This window comes from Azomonas macrocytogenes (assembly GCF_014191985.1).
Classification (GTDB): Bacteria; Pseudomonadota; Gammaproteobacteria; order Pseudomonadales; family Pseudomonadaceae; genus Azomonas; species Azomonas macrocytogenes.
In genome coordinates this window covers 45,705-67,847 of record NZ_JACHXI010000018.1, presented here as the reverse complement: position 1 = coordinate 67,847, position 22,143 = coordinate 45,705, and the positions used below count along the sequence as shown (strand labels likewise).

The window sequence follows — 22,143 nt, the reverse complement described above, 5'->3', positions numbered from 1 at the left end:
ATTATATGCCTAAAGCTTGCTCCTTTGCCTAGGCCCGAACAGATCTAAAAACAGTGTTCAAAGCCGGAATTCATGTCCCAGGTAGACTTCCTTGACCTGCTGATCAGCCAAAACCGTCTGGGCATCACCTTCCGCAATCAGTTGACCATTATTGACAATGTAGGCGGTTTCGCAGATATCCAGGGTTTCCCGCACATTGTGATCGGTAATCAGCACACCGATTCCCTTGGCCTTGAGATGATGGACGATCTGCTTGATGTCGCCGACCGAGATGGGGTCCACCCCGGCAAAGGGTTCGTCGAGTAGAACGAATTTCGGTTCGGTAGCCAGCGCCCGGGCAATCTCGACCCGGCGCCGCTCGCCGCCCGACAGGCTCATCCCCAGGCTGTCGCGTATATGCGTTATATGGAATTCCTGCAGGAGATTTTCAAGTATTTTTCGTCGTCCGTTACGGTCGAGATCCTTGCGGGTTTCTAAGATGGCCATGATGTTGTCGGTGACCGACAGCTTGCGGAATATCGAGGCTTCCTGAGGCAGGTAGCCGATACCCGCACGAGCTCGTCCATGCATCGGCAGATTGGTCACATCCCGCTCATCGATCAGGATGCGTCCCTGGTCGGCTCTCACCAGACCGACAATCATGTAAAAGCAGGTCGTCTTGCCGGCTCCGTTGGGGCCAAGCAGGCCGACGATCTGACCGCTTTCGATAGAAAGGCTCACATCACGGACAACCTGGCGAGCCTTGTAGCTTTTGGCAAGATGCTGGGCTTTGAGGATTGCCATTATTGGTTCTGCCCCGATTTGTTTCGTGGCTGGATCACCATGTCGATTCGCGGACGCGGTGCAGTGATCTTGGAGTCCTTGGCGCGACCGGCATTAACGATTTGGCGCTGGGTGTCGTAGACGATCTTCTCGCTCTGGAAGGTATTGCCGTCCTGCTCCACTCTGGCATCGTCGATCAGGACAATACGGTTGTTGTCGGCGAAATACTGAATGGTCAAGCCGTAGGCCTTGACGATGGCCTTGTCCGGCGCCGGCTTCTGTTCGTAGTAGGCAGGTTTGCCGACCGAGGTAAAGACCTTGACCTCGCCATTGCTGTCCTGAGTGACAGTGACGGTATCGCCGGTGATTTTCATGGTGCCCTGGATAATGACTACGCTGCCGCGGTATACGGCTACGCCTTGCTTGTCGTCCAGTTCTGCGGAATCGGCCTGCACCCGGATCGGCTGCTTGCGATCTTCGGGCAAGGCCATGATGCAGTTGCTGGCCAACAAGGCTGTCAGGCCGATCAGGGAGCGAAAATTAACGAAGCTCATGCTGGCCTCTCACGTTGGACAGTAGATGCATCCGGCTCTCATCCATGTATGCTTTCATTCCGGTTGCCGTGGTAATGCCTTCTGCAGCCTCGATTCTAACGGCTTGCTGCGTTTGCGCATAATTCTTCTCCGGGAGCACGGTCAGACGACTGGTGGTCAGGATCAGCGGGCGGCCTGCGGAGTCGCTACGTTCCACTCGCACCTTGTCGATCAGTTCGACCTCTTTGCCTTCCGCAGCGACCTCGCCGTGTTCGCTGCTCACATGCCAGGGGCTCTCCTTGCTGTCCGGGCTCCGATACACATAGAGATCCGGGCGGGTCAACAGGCTGATATCGTTCGATTTGATGTGCTCGACCTTCTCTGCAGTCAATTCGTATTGCCGTTGGCCATCCGGCAGGTATTTCACCGTCCGTGAGCCGAGCACGTAGAAATCGATATCAGATCTTGTCGGATGGTTGCTGGTATCTTCCTGCAACAAATTTTGCGGCTGGATCTTCCAGTAGCCAATAGCTGCGAGGATGATCGCCAGCGTTGTCAGGAGCAGGGAAAAGCGCAGCCTGCGAGTCATCGCAACCTCTCAGAGATAAGCCGAGCGAGCTGTATCCAGAGTGCCCTGGGCGCGCATGATCAACTCGCAAAATTCGCGTGCAGCGCCTTCTCCGCCCCGGGCCTGAGTGATTCCGTGGGCATGCTGGCGAACGAAATCATTGGCATTGGCAACCGCTATGCCCAAGCCGACTCGGCGTATGGCCGGTAGATCGGGCAGGTCATCACCGAGATAGGCAACCTGCTCCGGAGTCATGTTCAGTGTTACCAGCAATTCCTTGAGGACATCGAGCTTGTCTTCGCGGCCTTGATAAACATGCTGTATGCCCAGGTTCTGTGCCCGTTGTTCAACGACGGGTGATTTGCGCCCGCTGATGATTGCAGTATGCACTCCCGAGCCGATCAGCATCTTGATGCCTTGGCCATCCAGCGTATTGAAGGTCTTGAACTCGCTGCCATCGGCCAGAAAATACAGCTTGCCATCGGTGAGCACGCCATCTACATCGAAAATCGCCAGGCGGATGTTGCGTCCGCGTGCAAGCAGTTCATCCATCACATTACTCCTGCACGCAGCAGATCGTGCATGTTCAATGCACCGATCGGTCGATCATTGGCATCCGTCACGACCAGTGCGTTTATCTTGTAGTCTTCCATTATTTTCAGGGCCTCGGCAGCCAGCATATCCGGCACGGCGGTCTTGCCGTGGGCCGTCATCAATTCATCGATATGCGCAAAACGGACATCCACACCCTTGTCTAGGGCGCGACGCAGGTCTCCATCGGTGAAGATACCGGCCAGGCGGCCATCGTTTTCCAGCACTACCGTCATGCCCAGGCCTTTTTGCGTCATGACCAGCAAGGCTTCGCGCAGTGAAGTACTGCGAGTGACCTGAGGCAGTTGCTCGCCGGTGTGCATGATATCTTCCACTTTCAGCAACAGACGGCGGCCGAGCGCCCCGCCCGGATGTGAAAAGGCGAAATCTTCGGCAGTAAAGCCCCGTGCTTCCAGCAGGGCGATCGCCAAAGCATCACCCATGACCAGCGAGGCCGTGGTCGATGAGGTCGGCGCCAGGTTCAGTGGGCAGGCTTCGTGAACGACACTGGTATCCAGATTGACCGAAGCGGCCTTGGCCAGGATCGAATCCGGATTGCCCGTCATGCTGATCAGCGTAATGCCCAGACGCTTGATCAGTGGTAACAGGGTAATGATTTCGTTGGTTGTGCCGGAGTTGGATAGAGCCAGCACCAGGTCATCGCGGGTAATCATGCCCATGTCGCCATGGCTGGCTTCGGCCGGGTGGACGAAAAAAGCAGCCGTCCCGGTACTGGCGAGCGTTGCGGCAATCTTGTTGCCAATGTGGCCGGATTTGCCGATGCCAACCACGATCACTCGACCCTTGCTGGCGAGTATCAGCTCGCAAGCCTTGACGAAATGAGCATCGATACGCGGCTTCAGGCGTTCGATGGCTTCGATTTCCAGGCGAATGGTGCGCTGTGCGGAGTCAATGAATTGGTTGCTTGGGCTCATTAGCATGTATGGAGTGCTTGATCGGGGAAGAAACTATACTGGCAAATCCATTGCCGCTCACGGTTAATCGCTGGTATCGCCCGTCAGCTTACGGTCGGAATTGCTATTGTATCCGAGCACTTGCAGAGTTCGGGCAGGAATGTCCGTTCGACCTATGTGTTGGTTTTGTTTCTTTTGGGTAGCAGGCTTACGGTGTTATAGTCCGGGGTTCGAATGGTCCTGCAGCATGTCCTTCGCATCGAATGACGCCTGTCTGCAGTAGTGGGCTGTATGCAAGGAGACCGGATGGGTTATGCCAGCACATATGCTGCCGAGCTGAAGGGCGTTACCTTCAAGCGCGGCGAGCGGACTATTTTCAACGATATCAATATCACCATACCCCGCGGTAAGGTGACTGCCATCATGGGGCCGTCTGGATGTGGGAAGACCACACTGTTACGGCTGATCGCGGCCCAGTTATCGCCCGATAAGGGTGAAGTATGGCTTACCGGAAAGAACCTGCCGACTCTTTCGCGTAGCGAGCTGTTCGATATGCGCAAGCAGATGGGGGTGCTGTTCCAGAGTGGCGCCTTGTTTACGGATCTCGACGTGTTCGAGAACGTGGCCTTTCCTCTGCGTGTGCATACCAAGCTGCCAGAGGAAATGATCCGCGATATCGTCCTGATGAAACTGCAGGCGGTAGGGTTGCGCGGTGCTTTCGAGCTGATGCCTGACGAGTTATCCGGCGGCATGAAGCGACGGGTGGCCCTGGCCCGTGCGATTGCTCTGGATCCACAGATCCTGCTGTACGATGAGCCTTTTGCGGGGCAGGATCCGATTGCCATGGGAGTGCTGGTAAGACTGATCCGCCAGCTCAACGACGCTCTTGGCATCACCAGTATCGTGGTCTCCCACGACTTGGCCGAAACCGCGAGCATTGCCGACTATATCTACGTCGTAGGAGATGCCCAGATACTGGGGCAGGGCGAGCCTGCCGACTTGATGGATTCGGATAACCCGCGCATTCGCCAGTTTATGAAAGGACTGGCCGATGGGCCGGTTCCCTTCCACTTTCCTGCGCCGGAACTGCGGCGTGACCTGCTGGGAGAAACGTGATGCGCAGGACTTCCTTGATCGAGCGCGTGCGCCTGCTTGGGCGGGCCTGGCTCGATGTGGTCGAAGCGATGGGACGTTCGACGCTGTTTTTCTTTCATGCGCTTTTTGGTGCCAGAACCGCTGGTAGCGGTCTGTATCTTCTGTTCCGGCAGCTGTTTTCGGTCGGTGTCCTGTCGTTGGCGATTATCGTCGTTTCCGGCATCTTCATCGGAATGGTGCTGGCGTTGCAGGGATACAACATCCTGGTCGGTTACGGTTCGGAAGAAGCTGTTGGCCAGATGGTGGCGCTGACACTCTTGCGCGAACTAGGTCCAGTCGTTTCTGCGTTGTTGTTCGCCGGACGTGCCGGCTCGGCATTGACCGCCGAAATCGGTAACATGAAATCCACCGAGCAGCTTTCCAGCCTGGAGATGATCGGCGTAGACCCGCTCAAATACATCATTGCCCCACGCTTGTGGGCCGGCTTCATTTCCCTGCCGCTGCTTTCGGCCATTTTCAGCGTAGTCGGAATCTGGGGGGGAGCCATGGTCGCAGTGGACTGGCTCGGAGTCTACGAGGGGTCCTACTGGGGCAACATGCAACAAAGCGTCGACTTTCATAGCGACGTCCTGAATGGTGTCATCAAAAGCATGGTGTTTGCGGTCGTCGTGACCTGGATTGCAGTATTTCAGGGTTATGACTGCGAATCGACCTCAGAAGGTATCAGTCGCGCCACTACTCGTACCGTCGTTTATGGGTCGCTGGCCGTCCTTGGTCTCGATTTCGTTCTGACCGCCTTGATGTTTGGAGATCTGTAATGCAAAACCGCTCCCTGGAAGTCGGTGTCGGCCTTTTCCTGTTGGCCGGCCTGCTGGCTTTGCTACTGCTGGCCTTGCGTGTCAGTGGACTGACCTTTGGCTCTTTTGGAGGCAACGAAGGTACCTATCGCGTTTACGCCTACTTCGATAATTCCGCCGGCATCAGTCAGCGTGCCAGAGTTGCCATGGCAGGTGTCACCATCGGCAAGGTGGTCGGTGTCGAGTTGGATCACCAAACATTTTCCAGCCGTATTGCCATGGATATCGACAAGACTGTCAATTTTCTACCGATCGATTCCACTGCTGCGATTCTTACTGCTGGCTTGCTCGGTGAAAAATATATTGGTATTTCCGTAGGCGGTGAAGAAGAACTGCTGGCCGATGGCGGCACTATCCATGATACGCAGTCTGCATTAGTGCTCGAAGATCTGATTGGCAAGTTCATGCTCAATACCGTCAATAAAGACGATAAAAAAGCTGAGTAAGCGTAATAAGGAGAGTTTTTATGTCGATTGCCCTGCGCCGTTCTTTTTTGATTCTTTTAGCGGTTCTAGTGCCGTTGTTCGCTAGTGCTGCTACCACTTCTCCGCATGATGTCATCCAGCGCGCGACAGACCAGTTGCTGGCTGATCTAAAGACCAACAAGGAAAAGTACCGTAAGGATCCTGATGCGCTTTATGAGTCGCTCAACCGTATTCTAGGTCCGGCGATCGATGCCGATGGCATTTCCCGCAGCATCATGACAGTGAAATATTCTCGTCAGGCGACTCCCGAACAGATGAACCGCTTCCAGGAAAACTTCAAGCGCAGTCTTATTCAGTTCTACGGAAATGCCCTGCTCGAGTACAACGACCAGGTAATCCGTGTTTTGCCACCGAGCGGCAGGCAACAAGAAGCTGATCGTGCCAGTGTCGGCATGGAAGTGGTGGGTACCCACGGTGAGATCTATCCGGTCTCCTATACCATGGTAAACCTGCAGGACCAATGGCGCGTACGCAATATCATTATCAATGGTATCAACCTGGGCAAGCTGTTCCGTGACCAGTTTGCCGAATCCATGCAGCGCAATGGCGGCAATCTGGACAAGACCATCGACGGTTGGGGAGGCGTGGTTGCCCAGGCCCAGGATTCTGTTGAAGCCCAAAAGGCAACCGGACAATGAGTGACGGTGGTGTCAGTCTTGGTGAAGCCGGAGAGCTGCGTCTTTCCGGTATCCTCGACTACCGAACCGGACCGGAACTCCTGCGCTCGGGGAAAGTCCTGATCGGCCAATCCAAGGCTGAACGACTGGTGGTCGACTGCAGCGCAGTCGATAAGTCCAGTAGTGTCGGTGTGTCCCTGTTGCTAGCCTATATGCGCTTGGCAAAGAAACAGGGACGAGAGCTCGATATCGTCAATCTTCCGCAGGATATGGCTCATATCGCTGAGGTTTCCGGCCTGCAGGATATTCTGTCGCTGGAAAGTTGAATAACGGGGTAGGGTTCGCAGTCGTGCGGCTTTTTTGTATGATGCGTGCCCCCAGGCGTGATGATCGAGGTGGAATATGCAGGCTTTGGAAGTGAAGAATATTCTGGAGGCGGGAATTCCAGGGGCTCAAGTCGAAGTGGAAGGCGAGGGCTGTGATTTCTTGCTGAATGTCATCAGCGACGAATTGGCTGGTATTAGCCCCGTAAAGCGCCAGCAGCAGGTTTATTCGCATCTCAACCCATGGATTGTCGATGGCCGTATCCACGCGGTTACCATGAAGTTCTTCAGTCGCGGCGAGTGGGCTGCACGCTCCTGATCAACGCATCGGTAGCCAAGCGGCACATCGTGCCGTTTCCTCTCAGGGATTAAGTCACGATCTGCTGCTTGCGATGCACCTTGCCGGTTGCAAGCGCCCGCCACCTCGCCAACGGAAACTTCATGGACAAACTGATCATTACCGGCGGAAAGCCCCTGAACGGCGAAATCCGAATTTCCGGTGCGAAGAACGCAGCCTTGCCGATATTGGCCGCCACGCTTCTTGCCGATACACCCGTCACGGTCTGCAATCTGCCTCACTTGCATGACATCACCACCATGATCGAGCTGTTCGGCCGCATGGGCGTGCAGCCTGTCATCGACGAAAAGCTCAGCGTCGAAATTGATGCCAGCACGATTCAGACATTGGTTGCGCCCTATGAGCTGGTCAAGACCATGCGTGCCTCGATCCTGGTCCTTGGGCCGATGGTCGCCCGCTTCGGCCAAGCTGAAGTTGCCCTGCCCGGTGGCTGTGCCATCGGTTCGCGTCCCGTCGACCTGCATATTCGCGGTCTGGAAGCAATGGGTGCGCAAATCAAGGTCGAAGGCGGATATATCCAGGCCAAGGCGCCAAGTGGCGGTTTGCACGGTGCGCATTTCTTCTTCGATATCGTCAGCGTGACCGGCACCGAGAACGTGATGATGGCCGCTGCCCTGGCCAACGGACGCAGTGTGCTGGAGAACGCCGCGCGTGAGCCTGAAGTCGTGGATCTGGCGAATTTTCTCAACGCCATGGGCGCGCAGGTTTCCGGTGCGGGCACCGACACCATTGTCATCGATGGAGTCAAGCGCCTGGGAGGCGGCCGTTATAGCGTAATGCCTGACCGTATCGAAACCGGTACCTATCTCGTCGCGGCTGCGGCGACTGCCGGCCGGGTCAGGCTCAAGGAGACTGATCCAAGCATCCTGGACTCCGTATTACTCAAGCTGCAGGAAAGCGGTGCCCATATCGATACCGGCAATAATTGGATCGAGCTGGACATGAAAGGTAACCGGCCGAAGGCTGTCAATATCCGCACCGCTCCCTATCCGGCTTTTCCAACCGATATGCAGGCTCAGTTCATTTCTCTCAATGCTATTGCTGAGGGAACTGGCGCCGTAGTGGAAACCATTTTCGAAAATCGTTTCATGCATGTCTATGAAATGCACCGGATGGGCGCTCATATCCAGGTAGAGGGCAATACGGCTATTGTGACTGGCGTTCCCCAATTGACCGGCGCTCCCGTGATGGCTACTGATCTGCGGGCTTCGGCCAGCCTGGTGATTGCCGGCCTGGTAGCTCAGGGCGATACCTTGATCGACCGCATCTACCATATTGATCGTGGGTATGAATGCATCGAGGAGAAACTGCAACTTCTTGGTGCCAAGATTCATCGGGTGCCAGGTTAGGAATCCTTATGCTGACCATTGCCCTTTCCAAGGGTCGTATTCTCGACGACACCCTGCCTTTGCTGGCGGAAGCCGGCATCGTACCAACCGAAAATCCGGACAAGAGCCGCAAGCTCATCATCCCGACGACCCAGGAAGATGTTCGCTTGCTGATCGTTCGTGCGACTGACGTGCCTACCTACGTGGAAAATGGCGCAGCCGATCTCGGTGTCGCAGGCAAGGATGTACTCATGGAGTTCGATGGTCGCGGCTTGTACGAGCCACTGGATTTGCGCATTGCCAACTGCAGGCTGATGACCGCCGGCAAGGTAGGGGCTCCCCAGCCCAAGGGGCGATTGCGGGTAGCGACCAAATTCGTCAATGTCGCCAAGCGCTACTATGCGGAGCAGGGGCGGCAGGTCGATATCATCAAGCTTTACGGTTCGATGGAACTGGCTCCCCTGGTGGGGTTGGCCGACAAGATCATTGATGTGGTAGATACTGGCAATACGTTACGTGCCAACGGTCTCGAGCCGCAGGAGTTGATCGCCACCATCAGCTCGCGCCTGATCGTGAACAAGGCGTCGATGAAGATGCAGCATGCACGTATCCAAACCCTGATTGACTCTCTGGGCGCTGCGGTTGAATCTCGACACCACGGTTGAGCGATTCCCGCCTATCCGTGACAGAGTGAAATTTTCCGGGTGTCTTCACGATAGGCTCGCTAGTGGCCTGAGCGGTTAATGGATTAGCTCAAGTTCGGATGACCGAGGTTTCGAGACAAGGCGCCGCGACGAGTCATATTGAATTAACCAAATAGTAGGCCATTGGGCTCTGGGCGAAAGATCGCACCCGGATTCACGCAATTATACGAGGCTCTGTCATGACCGCTCCTATCGCCATCCGCCGTCTCAACGCTGCCGATCCGGATTTTGCCCGACAGCTGGACCACCTCCTGAGCTGGGAAAGCGTCTCGGACGGTGCGGTCAACCAGCGAGTACTGGAAATCATCGATGCGGTGCGCCAGCAAGGCGATACCGCTGTTGTCGAATTTACCCGGCGTTTCGACGGTGTCGAGGCAACCGACATATCCGAGCTGATCCTGCCTCGGGAGCGGCTCGAGCTGGCTTTGACGCGCATCAGCTCCGAGCAGCGCGTCGCCTTGGAAGAATCCGCCGAGCGTGTCCGCCTTTACCATGAACGTCAGAAGCAGGACTCCTGGACCTACACCGAGCCGGACGGCACAGTGCTGGGCCAGCAGGTCACGCCACTGGATCGCGCCGGCCTGTATGTTCCGGGCGGAAAGGCAGCTTACCCGTCGTCGGTTCTGATGAATGCCATTCCAGCAAAGGTCGCAGGTGTCGCCGAGGTGGTAATGGTCGTGCCGACTCCGCGCGGCGAAATCAACGAGCTGGTTCTCGCCGCGGCTTGCGTGGCCGGGGTTGATCGGGTCTTTACTATTGGTGGTGCGCAAGCCGTGGCTGCCTTGGCCTATGGGACCGCAAGCGTGCCGCGTGTGGACAAGATCGTTGGCCCCGGCAATATCTATGTGGCCACGGCCAAGCGCCATGTCTTTGGCCAGGTCGGTATCGACATGATTGCCGGGCCGTCGGAAATCCTCGTCGTCTGCGATGGCCAGACCGATCCCGACTGGATCGCCATGGACCTGTTCTCCCAGGCCGAACACGATGAAGACGCCCAGGCCATTCTGGTCAGTCCTGATGCAGCTTTCCTCTACCGGGTCGCAGAAAGCATTGCCAAGTTGCTGCCCACCATGGAGCGTGTCGAGATCATTCGTACCTCGCTGGCGAACCGGGGCGTACTCATCCAGGTGAAAGATATGTCCCAGGCTATAGAGGTTGCCAACCGGATTGCCCCGGAACACCTGGAGCTATCCGTTGCCGAGCCTGAACAATGGTTGCCGCAAATACGCCATGCGGGTGCCATTTTTATGGGGCGTTACACGGCCGAAGCACTCGGCGACTACTGTGCCGGCCCGAACCATGTACTGCCCACTTCCGGCACGGCGCGCTTTTCCTCGCCACTGGGGGTCTATGATTTCCAGAAGCGCTCGTCGATCATTCACTGCTCGGCTGCCGGCGCTTCGGTTTTGGGCAAGGTCGCCTCGGTGCTCGCGCGCGGAGAATCGCTGACCGCCCATGCCCGCAGTGCGGAATATCGGATCAAGCAATAAAGTCGTCCAAGATTCGAAGCTGGACGGAAGATACTTTTCGTCCGGTATTCAGCTGCCAGCGTTTTCAAAGCATTTTCAGGAGAGAAGGGCGATGAGCAGGTTCTGGAGCCCGTTCGTAAAAAACCTGGTGCCTTACGTGCCGGGCGAGCAGCCAAAACTATCCCGGCTGGTCAAACTCAACACCAACGAAAACCCCTATGGCCCTTCGCCATTGGCCTTGGCAGCCATGCAGGCCGAGCTGGGCGATAGTCTGCGTCTTTACCCCGATCCGAATGGCGAGCATCTCAAGCAAGCAGTAGCCGATTACTACAGCATTCAGCCGGATCGGGTTTTTGTCGGCAATGGTTCTGATGAAGTACTGGCCCACGCATTTCAGGGATTGTTCCAGCACGACAAGCCGCTCCTGTTTCCCGACATCACCTATAGCTTCTATCCGGTTTATTGCGGCCTTTACGGGATCTCTTTCGAAACGGTCGCGCTGGATGAAAACTTCCAGATTCGCGCCGAAGACTACGCACGACCGAATGGTGGAATCGTTTTTCCCAACCCCAATGCACCGACTGGCTGCCTGCTGCCGCTGGTTGCTATTGAGCGCATTTTGCAGGCCAATCCCGATTCAGTCGTGCTGGTAGACGAGGCGTATATCGATTTCGGCGGCGAGACAGCGGTCGGTCTGGTGGATCGGTATCCCAATCTGCTGGTTTGCCAGACGCTGTCCAAATCGCGCTCGCTGGCTGGTCTGCGGGTTGGTCTGGCCATCGGTCACCCGGAACTGATCGAGGCTCTCGAGCGGGTCAAGAACAGCTTCAATTCCTATCCGCTCGACCGTCTGGCTATTGCCGGAGCAGCAGCTGCATTCGCGGATCGCGAGCACTTCAGCCGGACGTGCAACGCCGTGATCGACAGCCGCGAACGGCTGGTCGCCGCGTTGCAAGTTCTGGGATTTGAGGCGCTACCCTCGGCGGCCAACTTCATTTTTGTCCGCCATCCGGCATGGGATGCCGCCCAACTGGCCGCAACCTTGCGAGAGCAAGGCGTGATCGTTCGTCACTTCAAACATCCGCGAATCGAACAATTCCTGCGTATCACCATCGGCACGCCGGAGCAGAATCAGGCACTGCTGGACGCCCTGGCTGGGCAGCAAGGCTGAAGGAAGCCTGGGCCTGGCGGGGGGGGCCAGGCCTTACTTCTTGACCTGCGGACGTATGCCCACTTCGGCGGTAAAGGTCATGGGCTTGCCATTGCGCAGGATCTTGATATCGATGTGATCGCCAGGCCGCGTCCGCGCAACCTGGTTCATCGATGTGCGGCCATCGCTAGCGACGGCACCATCAATGCTGACGATGACGTCGCCCGGCTGCAGCCCTGCCAGGGCTGCCGGCCCCTTGTCATAGGCTCCGGCGACCACGATCCCTGGGTGACCCTTCATCCCGTAGGATTCCGCCAGTTCGGGCGTCATGGACTGGACTTCCACGCCGAGCCAACCTCGAATGACCTGGCCATACCGGATAATCGAATCCATTACCTCGAGCGCCAGCTTGACCGGGATCGCAAAGCCGATTCCTTGCGAAGCGCCGGTTTCAGAGATGATTGCCGCATTGATTCCGATCAGGTTGCCATCCGCGTCCACCAATGCGCCACCGGAATTCCCCCGATTGATCGCAGCATCGGTCTGGATGAAATCCTCATAGGTATTCAGGCCCAGTTGGTTACGGCCAGTTGCACTGATAATCCCCATGGTCACAGTCTGGCCGACTCCGAAGGGGTTGCCGATGGCAAGGGTGACATCGCCGATGCGGATCTGGTCGGAATGGCCGATAGTGATGCTCGGCAGGTTGGCAAGATCTATCTTGAGCACCGCCAAATCTGTTTCCGGATCGCTGCCTATCAGGCGTGCCAGAGTTTCCCTGCCATCTTTGAGCGCCACGATGATCTGATCGGCATTAGCCGTCACATGGTAGTTGGTCAGCAGATAGCCTTCGGTACTCATGATCACCGCCGAGCCCAGGCTTGATTCGATCCGCTTCTGGCGTGGCAGGTTATCACTGAAAAACTTCTGCATGGCCGGATCTTTACTGGCCGGGCCTTCGGGGTTCGCTGCCGTCTTGGTCGTATAGAGATTGGCCACGGCCGGCGCCGCATGGCTCACCGCATAGGCATAGGAACGAGGCGCCTGCTGCTGGGAGCCCAGTGTTGAATGCGACTGTTGCAGGTGGTAATCGTGTTTGGGCAGGCCCACCCAGTGTGGAAAGCGCTGGATAATCAGCAAGGCCACAAGTACGCCGACCAGCAATGGCCAGCCAAGGAAGCGTAGCGCGTTTACCATCGATGACAACTATCCGGGCAGTTGCGGGCGCGGAAATCGGCCCTTAATGTGCGGCATTATACGAAGCTGCATAAAGAATGCAGTCTCGGCATCAGTCGAAAAGGACAAGAACATGCACACTTCTCTTTCCACGCTCGTCGAGGAAGCCAATCGCTATCTGAATGTAACCAAAATTGCCGATTACTGCCCGAATGGTTTACAGGTCCAGGGGCGTTCGCAGGTTCGGCGCATCGTCAGTGGCGTCACGGCCAGCCAGGCATTGCTCGATGCAGCCGTCCGGGCCGAAGCCGATGCAATACTGGTTCATCACGGCTATTTCTGGAAAAACGAAGCCCCCTGCATTGTCGGAATCAAGCAGCGGCGTCTGAAAACCTTGTTGAACAACGACATCAGCCTGCTTGCCTATCATCTTCCCCTGGATGTCCATCCCGAGGTCGGCAACAACGTCCAGCTTGCCCGCTTGCTCGGCCTGATCGTCGAAGGGCCATTGGAGCCGGATAACCCCAGATCGGTCGGCCTGCTCGGCTCGCTCAAGGCAGCGGTGACGCCCAGCGAATTCCAGCGCCGCATCCAGCAGGTCTTGGGACGTGAGCCCCTGATGATTGATGCCGAAAAGAGCATTCGTCGCATCGCCTGGTGTACCGGAGCGGCCCAGGGCTATATCGAGCAGGCCGTAGCTGCCGGGGTCGATGCCTACCTGACTGGAGAAGCCTCCGAACCCAGTGTGCATATCGCCCGGGAAAGCGGCCTGAGCTTTTTTGCCGCCGGCCATCATGCGACCGAGCGTTATGGAGTACAGGCGCTTGGTGATTACCTGGCGCGGCATTTCGATATCGAACATCTTTTCATTGATTGCCCGAACCCGGTCTGACAAAGGCTTCTCCTGCATCGTAGCAACTTCATGCTTTTGACCCTTGCTGCATATAATTAGATTGCTTTCATCTAGAGCTGCCGCCTGAATAGAAGCTTTTATCATGATAAAATGCAGCGTTTCCTGGCCTGCCGGCCGCAATTGCCTTTCGTGAGTAGCCATGGTCGACAAACTGACGCATTTAAAGCAGCTGGAGGCGGAAAGCATCCACATCATTCGTGAAGTGGCTGCCGAGTTCGATAATCCGGTGATGCTCTATTCCATCGGGAAGGATTCCGCCGTGATGCTGCATCTCGCGCGCAAAGCCTTCTTCCCCGGCAAACTGCCGTTCCCGGTCATGCATGTCGATACGCAATGGAAATTCCAGGAGATGTATCGTTTCCGCGAGAAAATAGTTGCCGAAATGAATCTGGACCTGATCACCTATGTAAACCTCGACGGTCAGGCTCAGGGCATCAACCCCTTCACTCACGGCAGCGCCAAGCATACCGACGTGATGAAGACCGAGGGCCTGAAGCAGGCGCTCGACAAATATGGTTTCGATGCTGCTTTCGGTGGCGCTCGGCGCGACGAGGAAAAATCCCGCGCCAAGGAGCGGGTGTATTCCTTCCGTGACAGCAAGCACCGTTGGGACCCGAAGAACCAGCGACCTGAGTTGTGGAACGTCTACAACGGCAAGGTCAAGAAGGGCGAATCCATTCGCGTATTCCCACTCTCCAACTGGACCGAGCTGGACATCTGGCAATATATCTACCTGGAAAGCATTCCGATCGTGCCACTGTATTTTGCCGCCGAACGTGAAGTGGTCGAGCGGAACGGTACGCTGGTCATGATCGACGATGAGCGAATTCTCGAACACCTCTCCGATGAGGAAAAGGCGCGTATCCAGAAGAAAATGGTCCGCTTCCGCACCCTGGGCTGCTACCCACTGACCGGCGCGGTGGAATCCACTGCTGCCACCTTGCCGGATATCATCCAGGAAATGCTCCTGACCAGAACCTCCGAACGTCAGGGCCGGGTCATCGACCACGACGGCGCCGGATCGATGGAAGAAAAAAAACGTCAGGGCTACTTCTAAGGTTTACGCATCATGTCGCATCAATCCGAACTGATCAGCGAGGATATCCTCGCTTACCTGGCCCAGCACGAGCGCAAGGAACTGCTGCGCTTTCTGACCTGTGGCAATGTCGATGACGGCAAGAGCACCCTGATCGGGCGTTTGCTGCACGACTCCAAGATGATCTACGAAGACCACCTCGAAGCCATTACCCGTGATTCCAAAAAAGTCGGCACCACCGGTGAAGACGTGGACCTGGCGTTGCTGGTCGATGGCTTGCAAGCCGAGCGGGAGCAGGGCATCACCATCGATGTGGCCTACCGTTACTTCAGCACGGCCAAGCGCAAGTTCATCATTGCCGATACGCCCGGCCATGAGCAGTACACCCGCAACATGGCCACCGGTGCCTCGACCTGCGATCTGGCGATCATCCTGATCGACGCCCGCTATGGCGTACAGACCCAGACGCGCCGGCACAGCTTCATCGCATCCCTGCTGGGTATCCGGCATATCGTCGTGGCCATCAACAAGATGGACCTGATGGATTTCGACCAAACCGTCTTCGAACGCATCAAGGCCGATTACCTGGCTTTTGCCGACCGCATCGGCTTGAAGCCCACGTCGCTGTACTTCGTACCGATGTCGGCGCTCAAGGGCGATAACGTAGTCAACCGCACCGAGAAAGCGCCCTGGTACGACGGCCAGTCGTTGATGGAAATCCTCGAAACCGTAGAGATCGCCGGTGATCGCAACTTCGACGATATGCGCTTCCCGGTGCAGTACGTCAACCGACCGAACCTGAATTTCCGTGGCTTCGCCGGCACCCTGGCCAGCGGTATTGTGCGCAAGGGTGATGAGGTCGTGGCATTGCCTTCCGGCAAGGGCAGCAAGATCAAATCCATCGTTACCTTCGATGGTGAGCTGGAGCAGGCCGGTCCGGGTGAAGCCATCACCCTGACGCTGGAGGACGAGATAGACGTTTCCCGTGGCGACATGCTGGTGCATGCCGACAACCTGCCACAGGTTACTGACAGCTTTGATGCTATGTTGGTCTGGATGGCCGAAGAACCGCTGCTTCCGGGCAAAAAGTACGACATCAAGCGTGCTACCAGCTACGTACCCGGCAATATTGCGGCTATCGAATACCGCATTGACGTTAACAGCCTGGAAAAGAATGCGACGAGCGAACTCAAGCTCAACGAAATCGCCAAGGTTCGCGTCAGCCTGGACGCTGCTATTGCTTTGGATGGCTACGAGCAGAACCGCACCACAGGCGCTTTTATTGTCATCGACCGTCTCACCAACGGCACGGTCGGCGCCGGCATGATCGTCGCCGAGCCAACACGTGGGCACAGTTCGGGGAGACATCATGGCAAGCTGGCGCATGTTGCCACTGAAGAACGGGCGGCCCGCTTCGGCCAGCAGCCGGCCACGCTGTTATTCACCGGCCTGTCCGGCGCGGGCAAAAGTACCCTGGCCTATGCCGTCGAGCGCAAGCTATTCGATAGCGGACGGGCGGTCTATGTCCTGGATGGGCAGAACCTGCGTCACGACCTGAACAAGGGACTGCCGCCCAATCGGGCCGGACGTGCCGAAAACTGGCGCCGGGCCGCCCAGGTTGCCAAGCAGTTCAATGAAGCAGGCCTGCTTACCCTGGCCGCTTTCGTCGCTCCGGATGCCGAAGGCCGCGAGCAGGCCAAGGCGCTTATCGGTGCCGGACGCTTGATCACCGTCTACGTCCAGGCTTCACTACAAACCTGCCGCGAGCGCGATCCGCAAGGCTTGTATGCGGCTGGTGGGGATAATATTCCTGGCGAATCCTTCCCGTACGACGCACCGGTAGATACCGACCTGGTGATCGATACCGAATCCGTTTCCATAGAGCAGGGCGTCAAGGACGTATTGGCTCTCTTGCGTGGACGCGGCTTGATCTGAGGACACTGGTTTCCCTTCCCCTGCAATGGGGGAAGGTAAGTGCCACGTCGTTTCAGCTTCCAGGTTCGACCGAATACAGCATCAATCGCCTTCGTTGGGACGGGGCTTTTGCTGCTCTATGCTATCGCTCGAACCAGAAGGGAAACGATAAGAGCCATAACGAACCACCAGCGTCGCTAACGACAGCAGCAGGATAGCGCCGCTGATCATGATGATGCCCATATTCGGCGTATGGTCATGCTGGATGGAACCAATCAGCATGCGAGTCAGCGCGGTGATTGCTACATAAATCAGAAAGCGCACCGGCATGTGCTTGGTTTTGAAGTAGATGCCAACCATCGCACCCAGTTCGAGATAGATGAACAGCAGCAGGATATGGTCAATCGTCGCGTTTCCTTCTTCGAGCATGTCGAAAAAGGTCCCGATACCGGCCCAGGTGACGGTAGCCCCGATGGCAAACAGTGCCAGATAGTGGAAGGCATCGACCAACAGACTGCCGTAGCTGTCCGCCTGCACGTTGATATAGCTGTGAAGGCGCTTGGCCCAATGGATACGCATGTTCGAAGAATCTCCTTGGATAGACTTCTCCAGGTGTCGAAAAGCCTTGGTGAGCAGGTTGTAAAGGATATCGGCAAGGCCGAGCAGCAAGTGTTTCAGGCACTTGAGCCAGTCGGTAAGCATGGCGGCGAGAATCTCCTCGTCCTTGATTAGCTGGGGCTTAATCAGGCCATAACGAAACGATTGTGACAAGTTTGGGAATGACTGCCTGGCGGATAATAGGTCATTCTCATTGCCATTGTGCCTCAGGGAGCCTATGGCAGGTTGTAACGCTTGGTATTCCCGGCGATTTGGCGTTTTTTTGGCGCGATAGCGGCGCTGGATACGACTCATCGGATGTGTGCCAATACAGCAGAATGCAAACACCCCGCATGGGGCGGGGTATTCGGTGATGCGTGCCGGTTTGTAATGGCGGGTTGCACCCGCCCTACGGAAGCGGATTTTGTAGGGCGGGTGCAACTCGCCGATGAAGGGGCGGGCCGGTTCGTGTTGGTGGATTGTGCCGTAAGGCCATCCGTAATCGACGAGGCCATAGAATACAAACACCCCGCACGGGGCGGGGTATTCGGTGGATAATGCGTGCCGGTTTGTAATGGCGGGTTGCACCCGCCCTACGGAAGCGGATTTTGTAGGGCGGGTGCAACTCGCCGATGAAGGAGCGGGCCGGTTCGTGGTGGTGGATTGTGCCGTAAGGCCATCGGTAATTGACGAGGCCATAGAATACAAACACCCCGCACGGGGCGGGGTATTCGGTGGATGATGCGTGCCGATTTGTAATGGCGGGTTGCATCCGCCCTACAAGGCTACGGAAGCGGATTTTGTAGGGCGGGTGCAACCCGCCGATGAAGGAGCGGGCTGGTTCAGCGCGGTGGGTTGTGCCGCAGGCCATAGGCAATCGACGAGACCGCAAAATGCAAACATCCCGTATAGAATGAGTGTCCGGCGATGCGCGCTGGTTTGCAATGCCGCCTCACGAAAATCCGATTCAGACAATATGGATCGTTCCCCTGTTCCAGCACAACAAGGATGTTGTCATGTCAGGTTATCGGCGGGCCACTGTTCCCGGTGGGACTTATTTCTTCACAGTGGTTACGGAGCGGCGTCAGCCAATCCTGAATAATGCAGATATCCGGCAAGCCCTGCGCGAGGCTATCGTTCTTGTGCGGGAAACGCTGCCTTTTCGCATCGATGGTTGGGTATTGCTGCCCGATCATTTGCATGCCATGTGGACCTTGCCCGAAGGCGATGCCGATTTTTCCAGCCGCTGGCAGCGGATCAAGCGCCATGTCACCCATAGCTGCGGGGCTACTTATGCACGTCCAGACTACCTGACCCCGCGACGCATAGCGAAGCAATGCGGCACGCTCTGGCAGCATCGGTTCTGGGAGCATCTGATTCGCGACGAGCAAGATTTCCGGCGGCATCTGGACTACCTGCACGGCAACCCATTGAAGCATGGCCTGGTCGAACGGGTGGCTGACTGGCCGTGGTCTTCGTTCCATCGTTGGGTTCGGCAGGGCGTGTATCCGAACGATTGGGGTGGTGACGATTTGGGGTGAGGGAACGGAGTTTGTGGTGGTCAGGTATACCGCCATGTAATGGCGGGTTGCACCCGCCCTACGGAAGCGGATTTTGTAGGGCGGGTGCAACTCGCCGATGAAGGAGCGGGCCGGTTCGTGGTGGTGGATGGTGCCGTAAGGCCATCGGTAATCGACGAGGCCATAGAATACAAACACCCCGCACGGGGCGGGGTATTTGGTGGGTGATGCGTGCCGGTTTGTAATGGCGGGTTGCACCCGCCCTACGGAAGCGGATTTTGTAGGGCGGGTGTAACCCGCCGATGAAGGAGCGTGCCGGTTCGCGGTGGTGGATTGTGCCGTAAGGCCATCGGTAATTGACGAGGCCATAGAATATAAATACCCCGCACGGGGCGGGGTATTCGGTGATGTGCGCCGGTGTGCAGTGGCGGGTTGCACCCGCCCTACAAGGCTACGGAAGCGGATTTTGTAGGGCGAGTGTAACCCGCCGATGAAGGAGCGTGCCGGTTCGCGGCAGTGGGTTGTGCCGCAGAGTCATAGGCAATCGACGGGGCCGCAGAATGCGAATACCCCGCACGAGGCGGGGTATTTAGTGATGTGCGCCGGTGTGCAGTGGCGGGTTGCACCCGCCCTACAAGGCTTCAGGAGGACCAGTCAAAAAATCTCCAGCGTTAGTAATGCCTGCGTCAGAGCATGAACCTGGAAGATATTTTTTTACTGTAGCATCAGGAGTACCGCAGCGCCACGAGTTCACTGCTTTACCAAGATCGTTTGCAACTGTCATTGCTGTAGCTGAAGTTCCTCCGTTCATTGGTTCTAAATAAATGTATCCTACAGAGTCAGCACTGGCTGTAGTAAGAGGATCTCCAATGACTCCAGAGTTTGTACGGATACCGACTCGCACCTTGCCATTTAGAGTTGTTCCAATTTCAGATACGTATTTTGTTCCAGTTGTGCCATCAGTAGTTCCAGCAAATTCGCAACCCCAGTTACCTGCACCAGGACCATTACCTGTTGTTGCTGTTTGATATTTTTCAGTAATTGTGGTGCGACAAGAAGATGCTGCAAGAATGACTTCTGTCATCTTGGCTTTTCTTGTGTAATCTTGATAAGCCGGTAACGCCACTGCCGCCAAAATCCCGATAATCGCCACCACGATCATCAATTCAATAAGCGTAAAACCCTGCTGTTTCGAATTCATCCTATAACTCCTTGTTGATGTTTCAGACTCGAAAGAGCAAAGGCATTACTTGTGCCGCTATTGGGCCATTATGTGTATTTGGTATTTGTTCTGTGATCAATCTCTCAAATTAACCGGCATGCTTGATAAATATTATTCGGATTTTTATTAAAGGGCTTTTGAATGGGTAAAACTTGATGTGAATTTATAAAGGTAAGTTATCTGAGGTTGTTTTTTTAACCTCCCCAGGTCATGAACTGACAACTTTTGTCACCTCCCTTTAATCCAGTTTGGCTGGCGAAAACAGTTGGGATATAAGCGCAGCATCAATCCAATGCATGAGTACTTATATGGACGATAACGCGCCGCTTGGCGGCTTTGTCCGGCAGTTGGTACTGGCGGGTCATCTGGACGAGAAAAATGCTCGATATGGGCAAGCACAGGCCCGGCGTGACCAGGTGCCGCTGGTCAGCTGGCTGGTGCAGAACAAATTGATCAATAGCCGGACAGTGCTTGAGATCGCTACCGAGCAGTTCGGTCTCCCCTGTTTGGACTTGGATGCACTGGATAAAGAGGCGCTGCCCAAGGATATCGTCAGCGAAAAGCTGGTTCGCCAGCATCATGTGCTACCGCTCAGATTGCGAGGCAACAAGCTGTATATCGCGCTTTCCGATCCTTCCAACCACCAGGCAATCGTCGATATCCAGTTCAGTACCCAACTGACGGTCGAGGCTGTGCTGGTCGAAGAAAAGCAGCTGAAAGTCGCTGTCGACAAGTTTTACGAGTCGGCCGAAAGTGGTTTGGGGGCCTTGCTGGAAAGCGACTTGGGTGAACTGGAGATCGAGGCGGGTAACGAGCAGAAGGACGAAGAGGAAGAAAAGCCCGAGGAAGACGGCCCAGTGGTTCGCTTCGTCAACAAGATGCTGCTGGATGCCATTCGCCTGGGTTCTTCGGATTTGCACTTCGAGCCTTATGAAAAGACGTACCGGGTGCGCTTCCGTACCGATGGTGTGCTGCACGAGGTGGCGCGGCCGCCGGTCGGGCTGGTCAGCCGTATTTCCGCGCGTCTGAAGGTGATGGCCAGCCTGGATATCGCCGAGCGCCGCAAGCCGCAGGACGGGCGCATCAAGCTCAAGGTTTCCACTACCAAGTCCATCGATTTTCGCGTCAATACCCTGCCCACGCTGTGGGGCGAGAAGATCGTGATGCGGATTCTCGATTCCGCCAGCGCCAAGATGGGGATCGATGCGCTGGGCTATGAACCGGAGCAGAAGGAATTGTACCTGCAGGCGTTGAAGCAGCCGCAGGGCATGATCCTGGTGACCGGGCCGACCGGTTCAGGCAAGACGGTCTCGCTGTACACCGGCCTGAATATTCTCAATACGCCGGATGTGAATATCTCCACGGCCGAAGACCCGGTGGAGATCAATCTGGAGGGGATCAACCAGGTCAACGTCAACCCGCGCCAGGGGTTGGATTTCGCACAGGCGCTGCGGGCCTTCCTGCGCCAGGACCCGGATATCATCATGGTCGGCGAGATCCGCGATCTGGAAACCGCCGAGATCGCCATCAAGGCAGCGCAGACGGGGCATATGGTGCTCTCGACCCTGCACACCAACAGTGCGGCGGAAACCCTGACGCGCCTGCGCAACATGGGGGTGCCGTCGTTCAATATCGCCACGTCGGTGAACCTGATCATCGCCCAGCGCCTGGCGCGCAAGCTATGCCCGGCCTGCAAGCAGGAGGTGGAGCTGCCGCATGATGTGCTGCTTGAGGAAGGCTTCGCAGAAAGCACCATCGGTACGTTCAAGCTGTACCGCCCGGTCGGTTGCGATCATTGCACTGGCGGCTACAAGGGGCGTGTCGGCATTTATGAAGTGGTTAAAGTCACGCCACCCCTGCAGCAGCTTATTATGGAGGACGGCAACTCCATCGATATTTCCAGCACGATGCGCCGGGAAGGCTTCAACGACCTGCGTACTTCGGCCCTGTATAAGGCTATGCAGGGTGTGACCAGCCTGGAAGAGGTCAACCGCGTAACCAAGGATTGAAT

General features: G+C 56.4%; 23 protein-coding genes. 15 read left to right on the top strand and 8 right to left on the bottom strand.

Annotated elements, in window-relative coordinates:
* Window positions 1-57: 57 nt before the first annotated feature.
* From lptB to FHR87_RS15045, 5 genes are read right to left on the bottom strand one after another with little or no spacing between them, the layout of a single operon-like run.
* Window positions 58-783, bottom strand: a complete 726-nt coding sequence (gene lptB / locus FHR87_RS15065; protein ID WP_183167532.1) for an LPS export ABC transporter ATP-binding protein — start codon at window positions 781-783, stop codon at window positions 58-60.
* On the bottom strand, window positions 783-1,316 hold the full coding sequence (lptA, locus tag FHR87_RS15060; RefSeq protein ID WP_183167531.1) for a lipopolysaccharide transport periplasmic protein LptA: 534 nt from the start codon (window positions 1,314-1,316) through the stop codon (window positions 783-785). Before lptA ends, lptB begins: the two co-directional genes overlap by 1 nt.
* On the bottom strand, window positions 1,303-1,884 hold the full coding sequence (gene lptC, locus FHR87_RS15055; protein WP_183167530.1) for an LPS export ABC transporter periplasmic protein LptC: 582 nt from the start codon (window positions 1,882-1,884) through the stop codon (window positions 1,303-1,305). Before lptC ends, lptA begins: the two co-directional genes overlap by 14 nt.
* A 9-nt stretch (window positions 1,885-1,893) precedes the next feature.
* Window positions 1,894-2,415, bottom strand: coding sequence for a KdsC family phosphatase (locus FHR87_RS15050; protein WP_221189862.1), 522 nt, complete (start codon window positions 2,413-2,415; stop codon window positions 1,894-1,896).
* Entirely contained in the window at window positions 2,415-3,389 is a 975-nt protein-coding gene (locus FHR87_RS15045; RefSeq protein ID WP_183167558.1) for a KpsF/GutQ family sugar-phosphate isomerase, read from the bottom strand. Before FHR87_RS15045 ends, FHR87_RS15050 begins: the two co-directional genes overlap by 1 nt.
* A gap of 285 nt (window positions 3,390-3,674) precedes the next feature.
* Here FHR87_RS15045 and FHR87_RS15040 point away from each other — a divergent pair, with 285 nt between their 5' ends.
* The 10 genes from FHR87_RS15040 (at window position 3,675) to hisC (ending at window position 11,775) form a co-directional block, all read left to right on the top strand.
* The gene (locus FHR87_RS15040) at window positions 3,675-4,484 is read left to right on the top strand and encodes an ATP-binding cassette domain-containing protein (protein ID WP_183167528.1); all 810 of its coding nucleotides are present in this window, start codon (window positions 3,675-3,677) and stop codon (window positions 4,482-4,484) included.
* The gene (gene mlaE, locus FHR87_RS15035; protein WP_183167527.1) at window positions 4,484-5,281 is read left to right on the top strand and encodes a lipid asymmetry maintenance ABC transporter permease subunit MlaE; all 798 of its coding nucleotides are present in this window, start codon (window positions 4,484-4,486) and stop codon (window positions 5,279-5,281) included. The genes FHR87_RS15040 and mlaE overlap by 1 nt, the downstream gene beginning before the upstream one ends.
* Window positions 5,281-5,766 carry an outer membrane lipid asymmetry maintenance protein MlaD gene (gene mlaD, locus FHR87_RS15030; RefSeq protein ID WP_183167526.1) on the top strand — a complete coding sequence of 162 codons (486 nt, stop codon included), beginning with the start codon at window positions 5,281-5,283 and terminating at the stop codon, window positions 5,764-5,766. The genes mlaE and mlaD overlap by 1 nt, the downstream gene beginning before the upstream one ends.
* A 20-nt stretch (window positions 5,767-5,786) precedes the next feature.
* Window positions 5,787-6,443, top strand: a complete 657-nt coding sequence (locus FHR87_RS15025; protein WP_183167525.1) for an MlaC/ttg2D family ABC transporter substrate-binding protein — start codon at window positions 5,787-5,789, stop codon at window positions 6,441-6,443.
* Window positions 6,440-6,748, top strand: a complete 309-nt coding sequence (locus tag FHR87_RS15020) for an STAS domain-containing protein (protein WP_183167524.1) — start codon at window positions 6,440-6,442, stop codon at window positions 6,746-6,748. Before FHR87_RS15025 ends, FHR87_RS15020 begins: the two co-directional genes overlap by 4 nt.
* A gap of 76 nt (window positions 6,749-6,824) precedes the next feature.
* The gene (locus tag FHR87_RS15015; protein WP_183167523.1) at window positions 6,825-7,064 is read left to right on the top strand and encodes a BolA family protein; all 240 of its coding nucleotides are present in this window, start codon (window positions 6,825-6,827) and stop codon (window positions 7,062-7,064) included.
* A gap of 122 nt (window positions 7,065-7,186) precedes the next feature.
* Window positions 7,187-8,452 (top strand): UDP-N-acetylglucosamine 1-carboxyvinyltransferase, encoded by a 1,266-nt coding sequence (murA, locus tag FHR87_RS15010; protein ID WP_183167522.1) that lies wholly within the window; start codon window positions 7,187-7,189, stop codon window positions 8,450-8,452.
* An 8-nt stretch (window positions 8,453-8,460) separates the two neighbouring features.
* The gene (gene hisG, locus FHR87_RS15005; protein ID WP_183167521.1) at window positions 8,461-9,096 is read left to right on the top strand and encodes an ATP phosphoribosyltransferase; all 636 of its coding nucleotides are present in this window, start codon (window positions 8,461-8,463) and stop codon (window positions 9,094-9,096) included.
* A gap of 218 nt (window positions 9,097-9,314) precedes the next feature.
* Window positions 9,315-10,625, top strand: coding sequence for a histidinol dehydrogenase (gene hisD / locus FHR87_RS15000; RefSeq protein ID WP_183167520.1), 1,311 nt, complete (start codon window positions 9,315-9,317; stop codon window positions 10,623-10,625).
* Window positions 10,626-10,716: 91 nt separating this feature from the next.
* The gene (gene hisC / locus FHR87_RS14995) at window positions 10,717-11,775 is read left to right on the top strand and encodes a histidinol-phosphate transaminase (protein WP_183167519.1); all 1,059 of its coding nucleotides are present in this window, start codon (window positions 10,717-10,719) and stop codon (window positions 11,773-11,775) included.
* 33 nt (window positions 11,776-11,808) lie between these two features.
* On the opposite strand, the gene algW is transcribed toward hisC, so the two are convergent.
* Window positions 11,809-12,951, bottom strand: a complete 1,143-nt coding sequence (algW, locus tag FHR87_RS14990; RefSeq protein WP_183167518.1) for a Do family serine endopeptidase AlgW — start codon at window positions 12,949-12,951, stop codon at window positions 11,809-11,811.
* Between the two features lie 112 nt (window positions 12,952-13,063).
* Between algW and FHR87_RS14985 the strand changes: the two genes are divergently transcribed.
* The 3 genes from FHR87_RS14985 (at window position 13,064) to cysN (ending at window position 16,814) form a co-directional block, all read left to right on the top strand.
* A complete protein-coding gene (locus FHR87_RS14985) occupies window positions 13,064-13,822 on the top strand; it encodes a Nif3-like dinuclear metal center hexameric protein (protein ID WP_183167517.1) in 759 nt (252 codons plus the stop codon).
* Window positions 13,823-13,982: 160 nt separating this feature from the next.
* On the top strand, window positions 13,983-14,900 hold the full coding sequence (gene cysD, locus FHR87_RS14980; protein WP_183167516.1) for a sulfate adenylyltransferase subunit CysD: 918 nt from the start codon (window positions 13,983-13,985) through the stop codon (window positions 14,898-14,900).
* Between the two features lie 12 nt (window positions 14,901-14,912).
* Window positions 14,913-16,814: a sulfate adenylyltransferase subunit CysN gene (cysN, locus tag FHR87_RS14975; protein WP_183167515.1), complete on the top strand. Its 1,902-nt coding sequence runs from the start codon at window positions 14,913-14,915 to the stop codon at window positions 16,812-16,814.
* An 81-nt stretch (window positions 16,815-16,895) separates the two neighbouring features.
* On the opposite strand, the gene FHR87_RS14970 is transcribed toward cysN, so the two are convergent.
* Window positions 16,896-17,372 carry a phosphate-starvation-inducible protein PsiE gene (locus tag FHR87_RS14970; RefSeq protein ID WP_183167557.1) on the bottom strand — a complete coding sequence of 159 codons (477 nt, stop codon included), beginning with the start codon at window positions 17,370-17,372 and terminating at the stop codon, window positions 16,896-16,898.
* A gap of 1,034 nt (window positions 17,373-18,406) precedes the next feature.
* On the opposite strand from FHR87_RS14970, the gene FHR87_RS14965 reads away from it, so the two are divergent.
* Window positions 18,407-18,931 (top strand): REP-associated tyrosine transposase, encoded by a 525-nt coding sequence (locus FHR87_RS14965; RefSeq protein ID WP_183167514.1) that lies wholly within the window; start codon window positions 18,407-18,409, stop codon window positions 18,929-18,931.
* Window positions 18,932-19,541: 610 nt separating this feature from the next.
* On the opposite strand, the gene FHR87_RS14960 is transcribed toward FHR87_RS14965, so the two are convergent.
* The gene (locus FHR87_RS14960; protein WP_183167513.1) at window positions 19,542-20,111 is read right to left on the bottom strand and encodes a pilin; all 570 of its coding nucleotides are present in this window, start codon (window positions 20,109-20,111) and stop codon (window positions 19,542-19,544) included.
* Window positions 20,112-20,440: 329 nt separating this feature from the next.
* On the opposite strand from FHR87_RS14960, the gene pilB reads away from it, so the two are divergent.
* Window positions 20,441-22,141 (top strand): type IV-A pilus assembly ATPase PilB, encoded by a 1,701-nt coding sequence (gene pilB, locus FHR87_RS14955; RefSeq protein ID WP_183167556.1) that lies wholly within the window; start codon window positions 20,441-20,443, stop codon window positions 22,139-22,141.
* The last annotated feature ends 2 nt before the right edge of the window (window positions 22,142-22,143 follow it).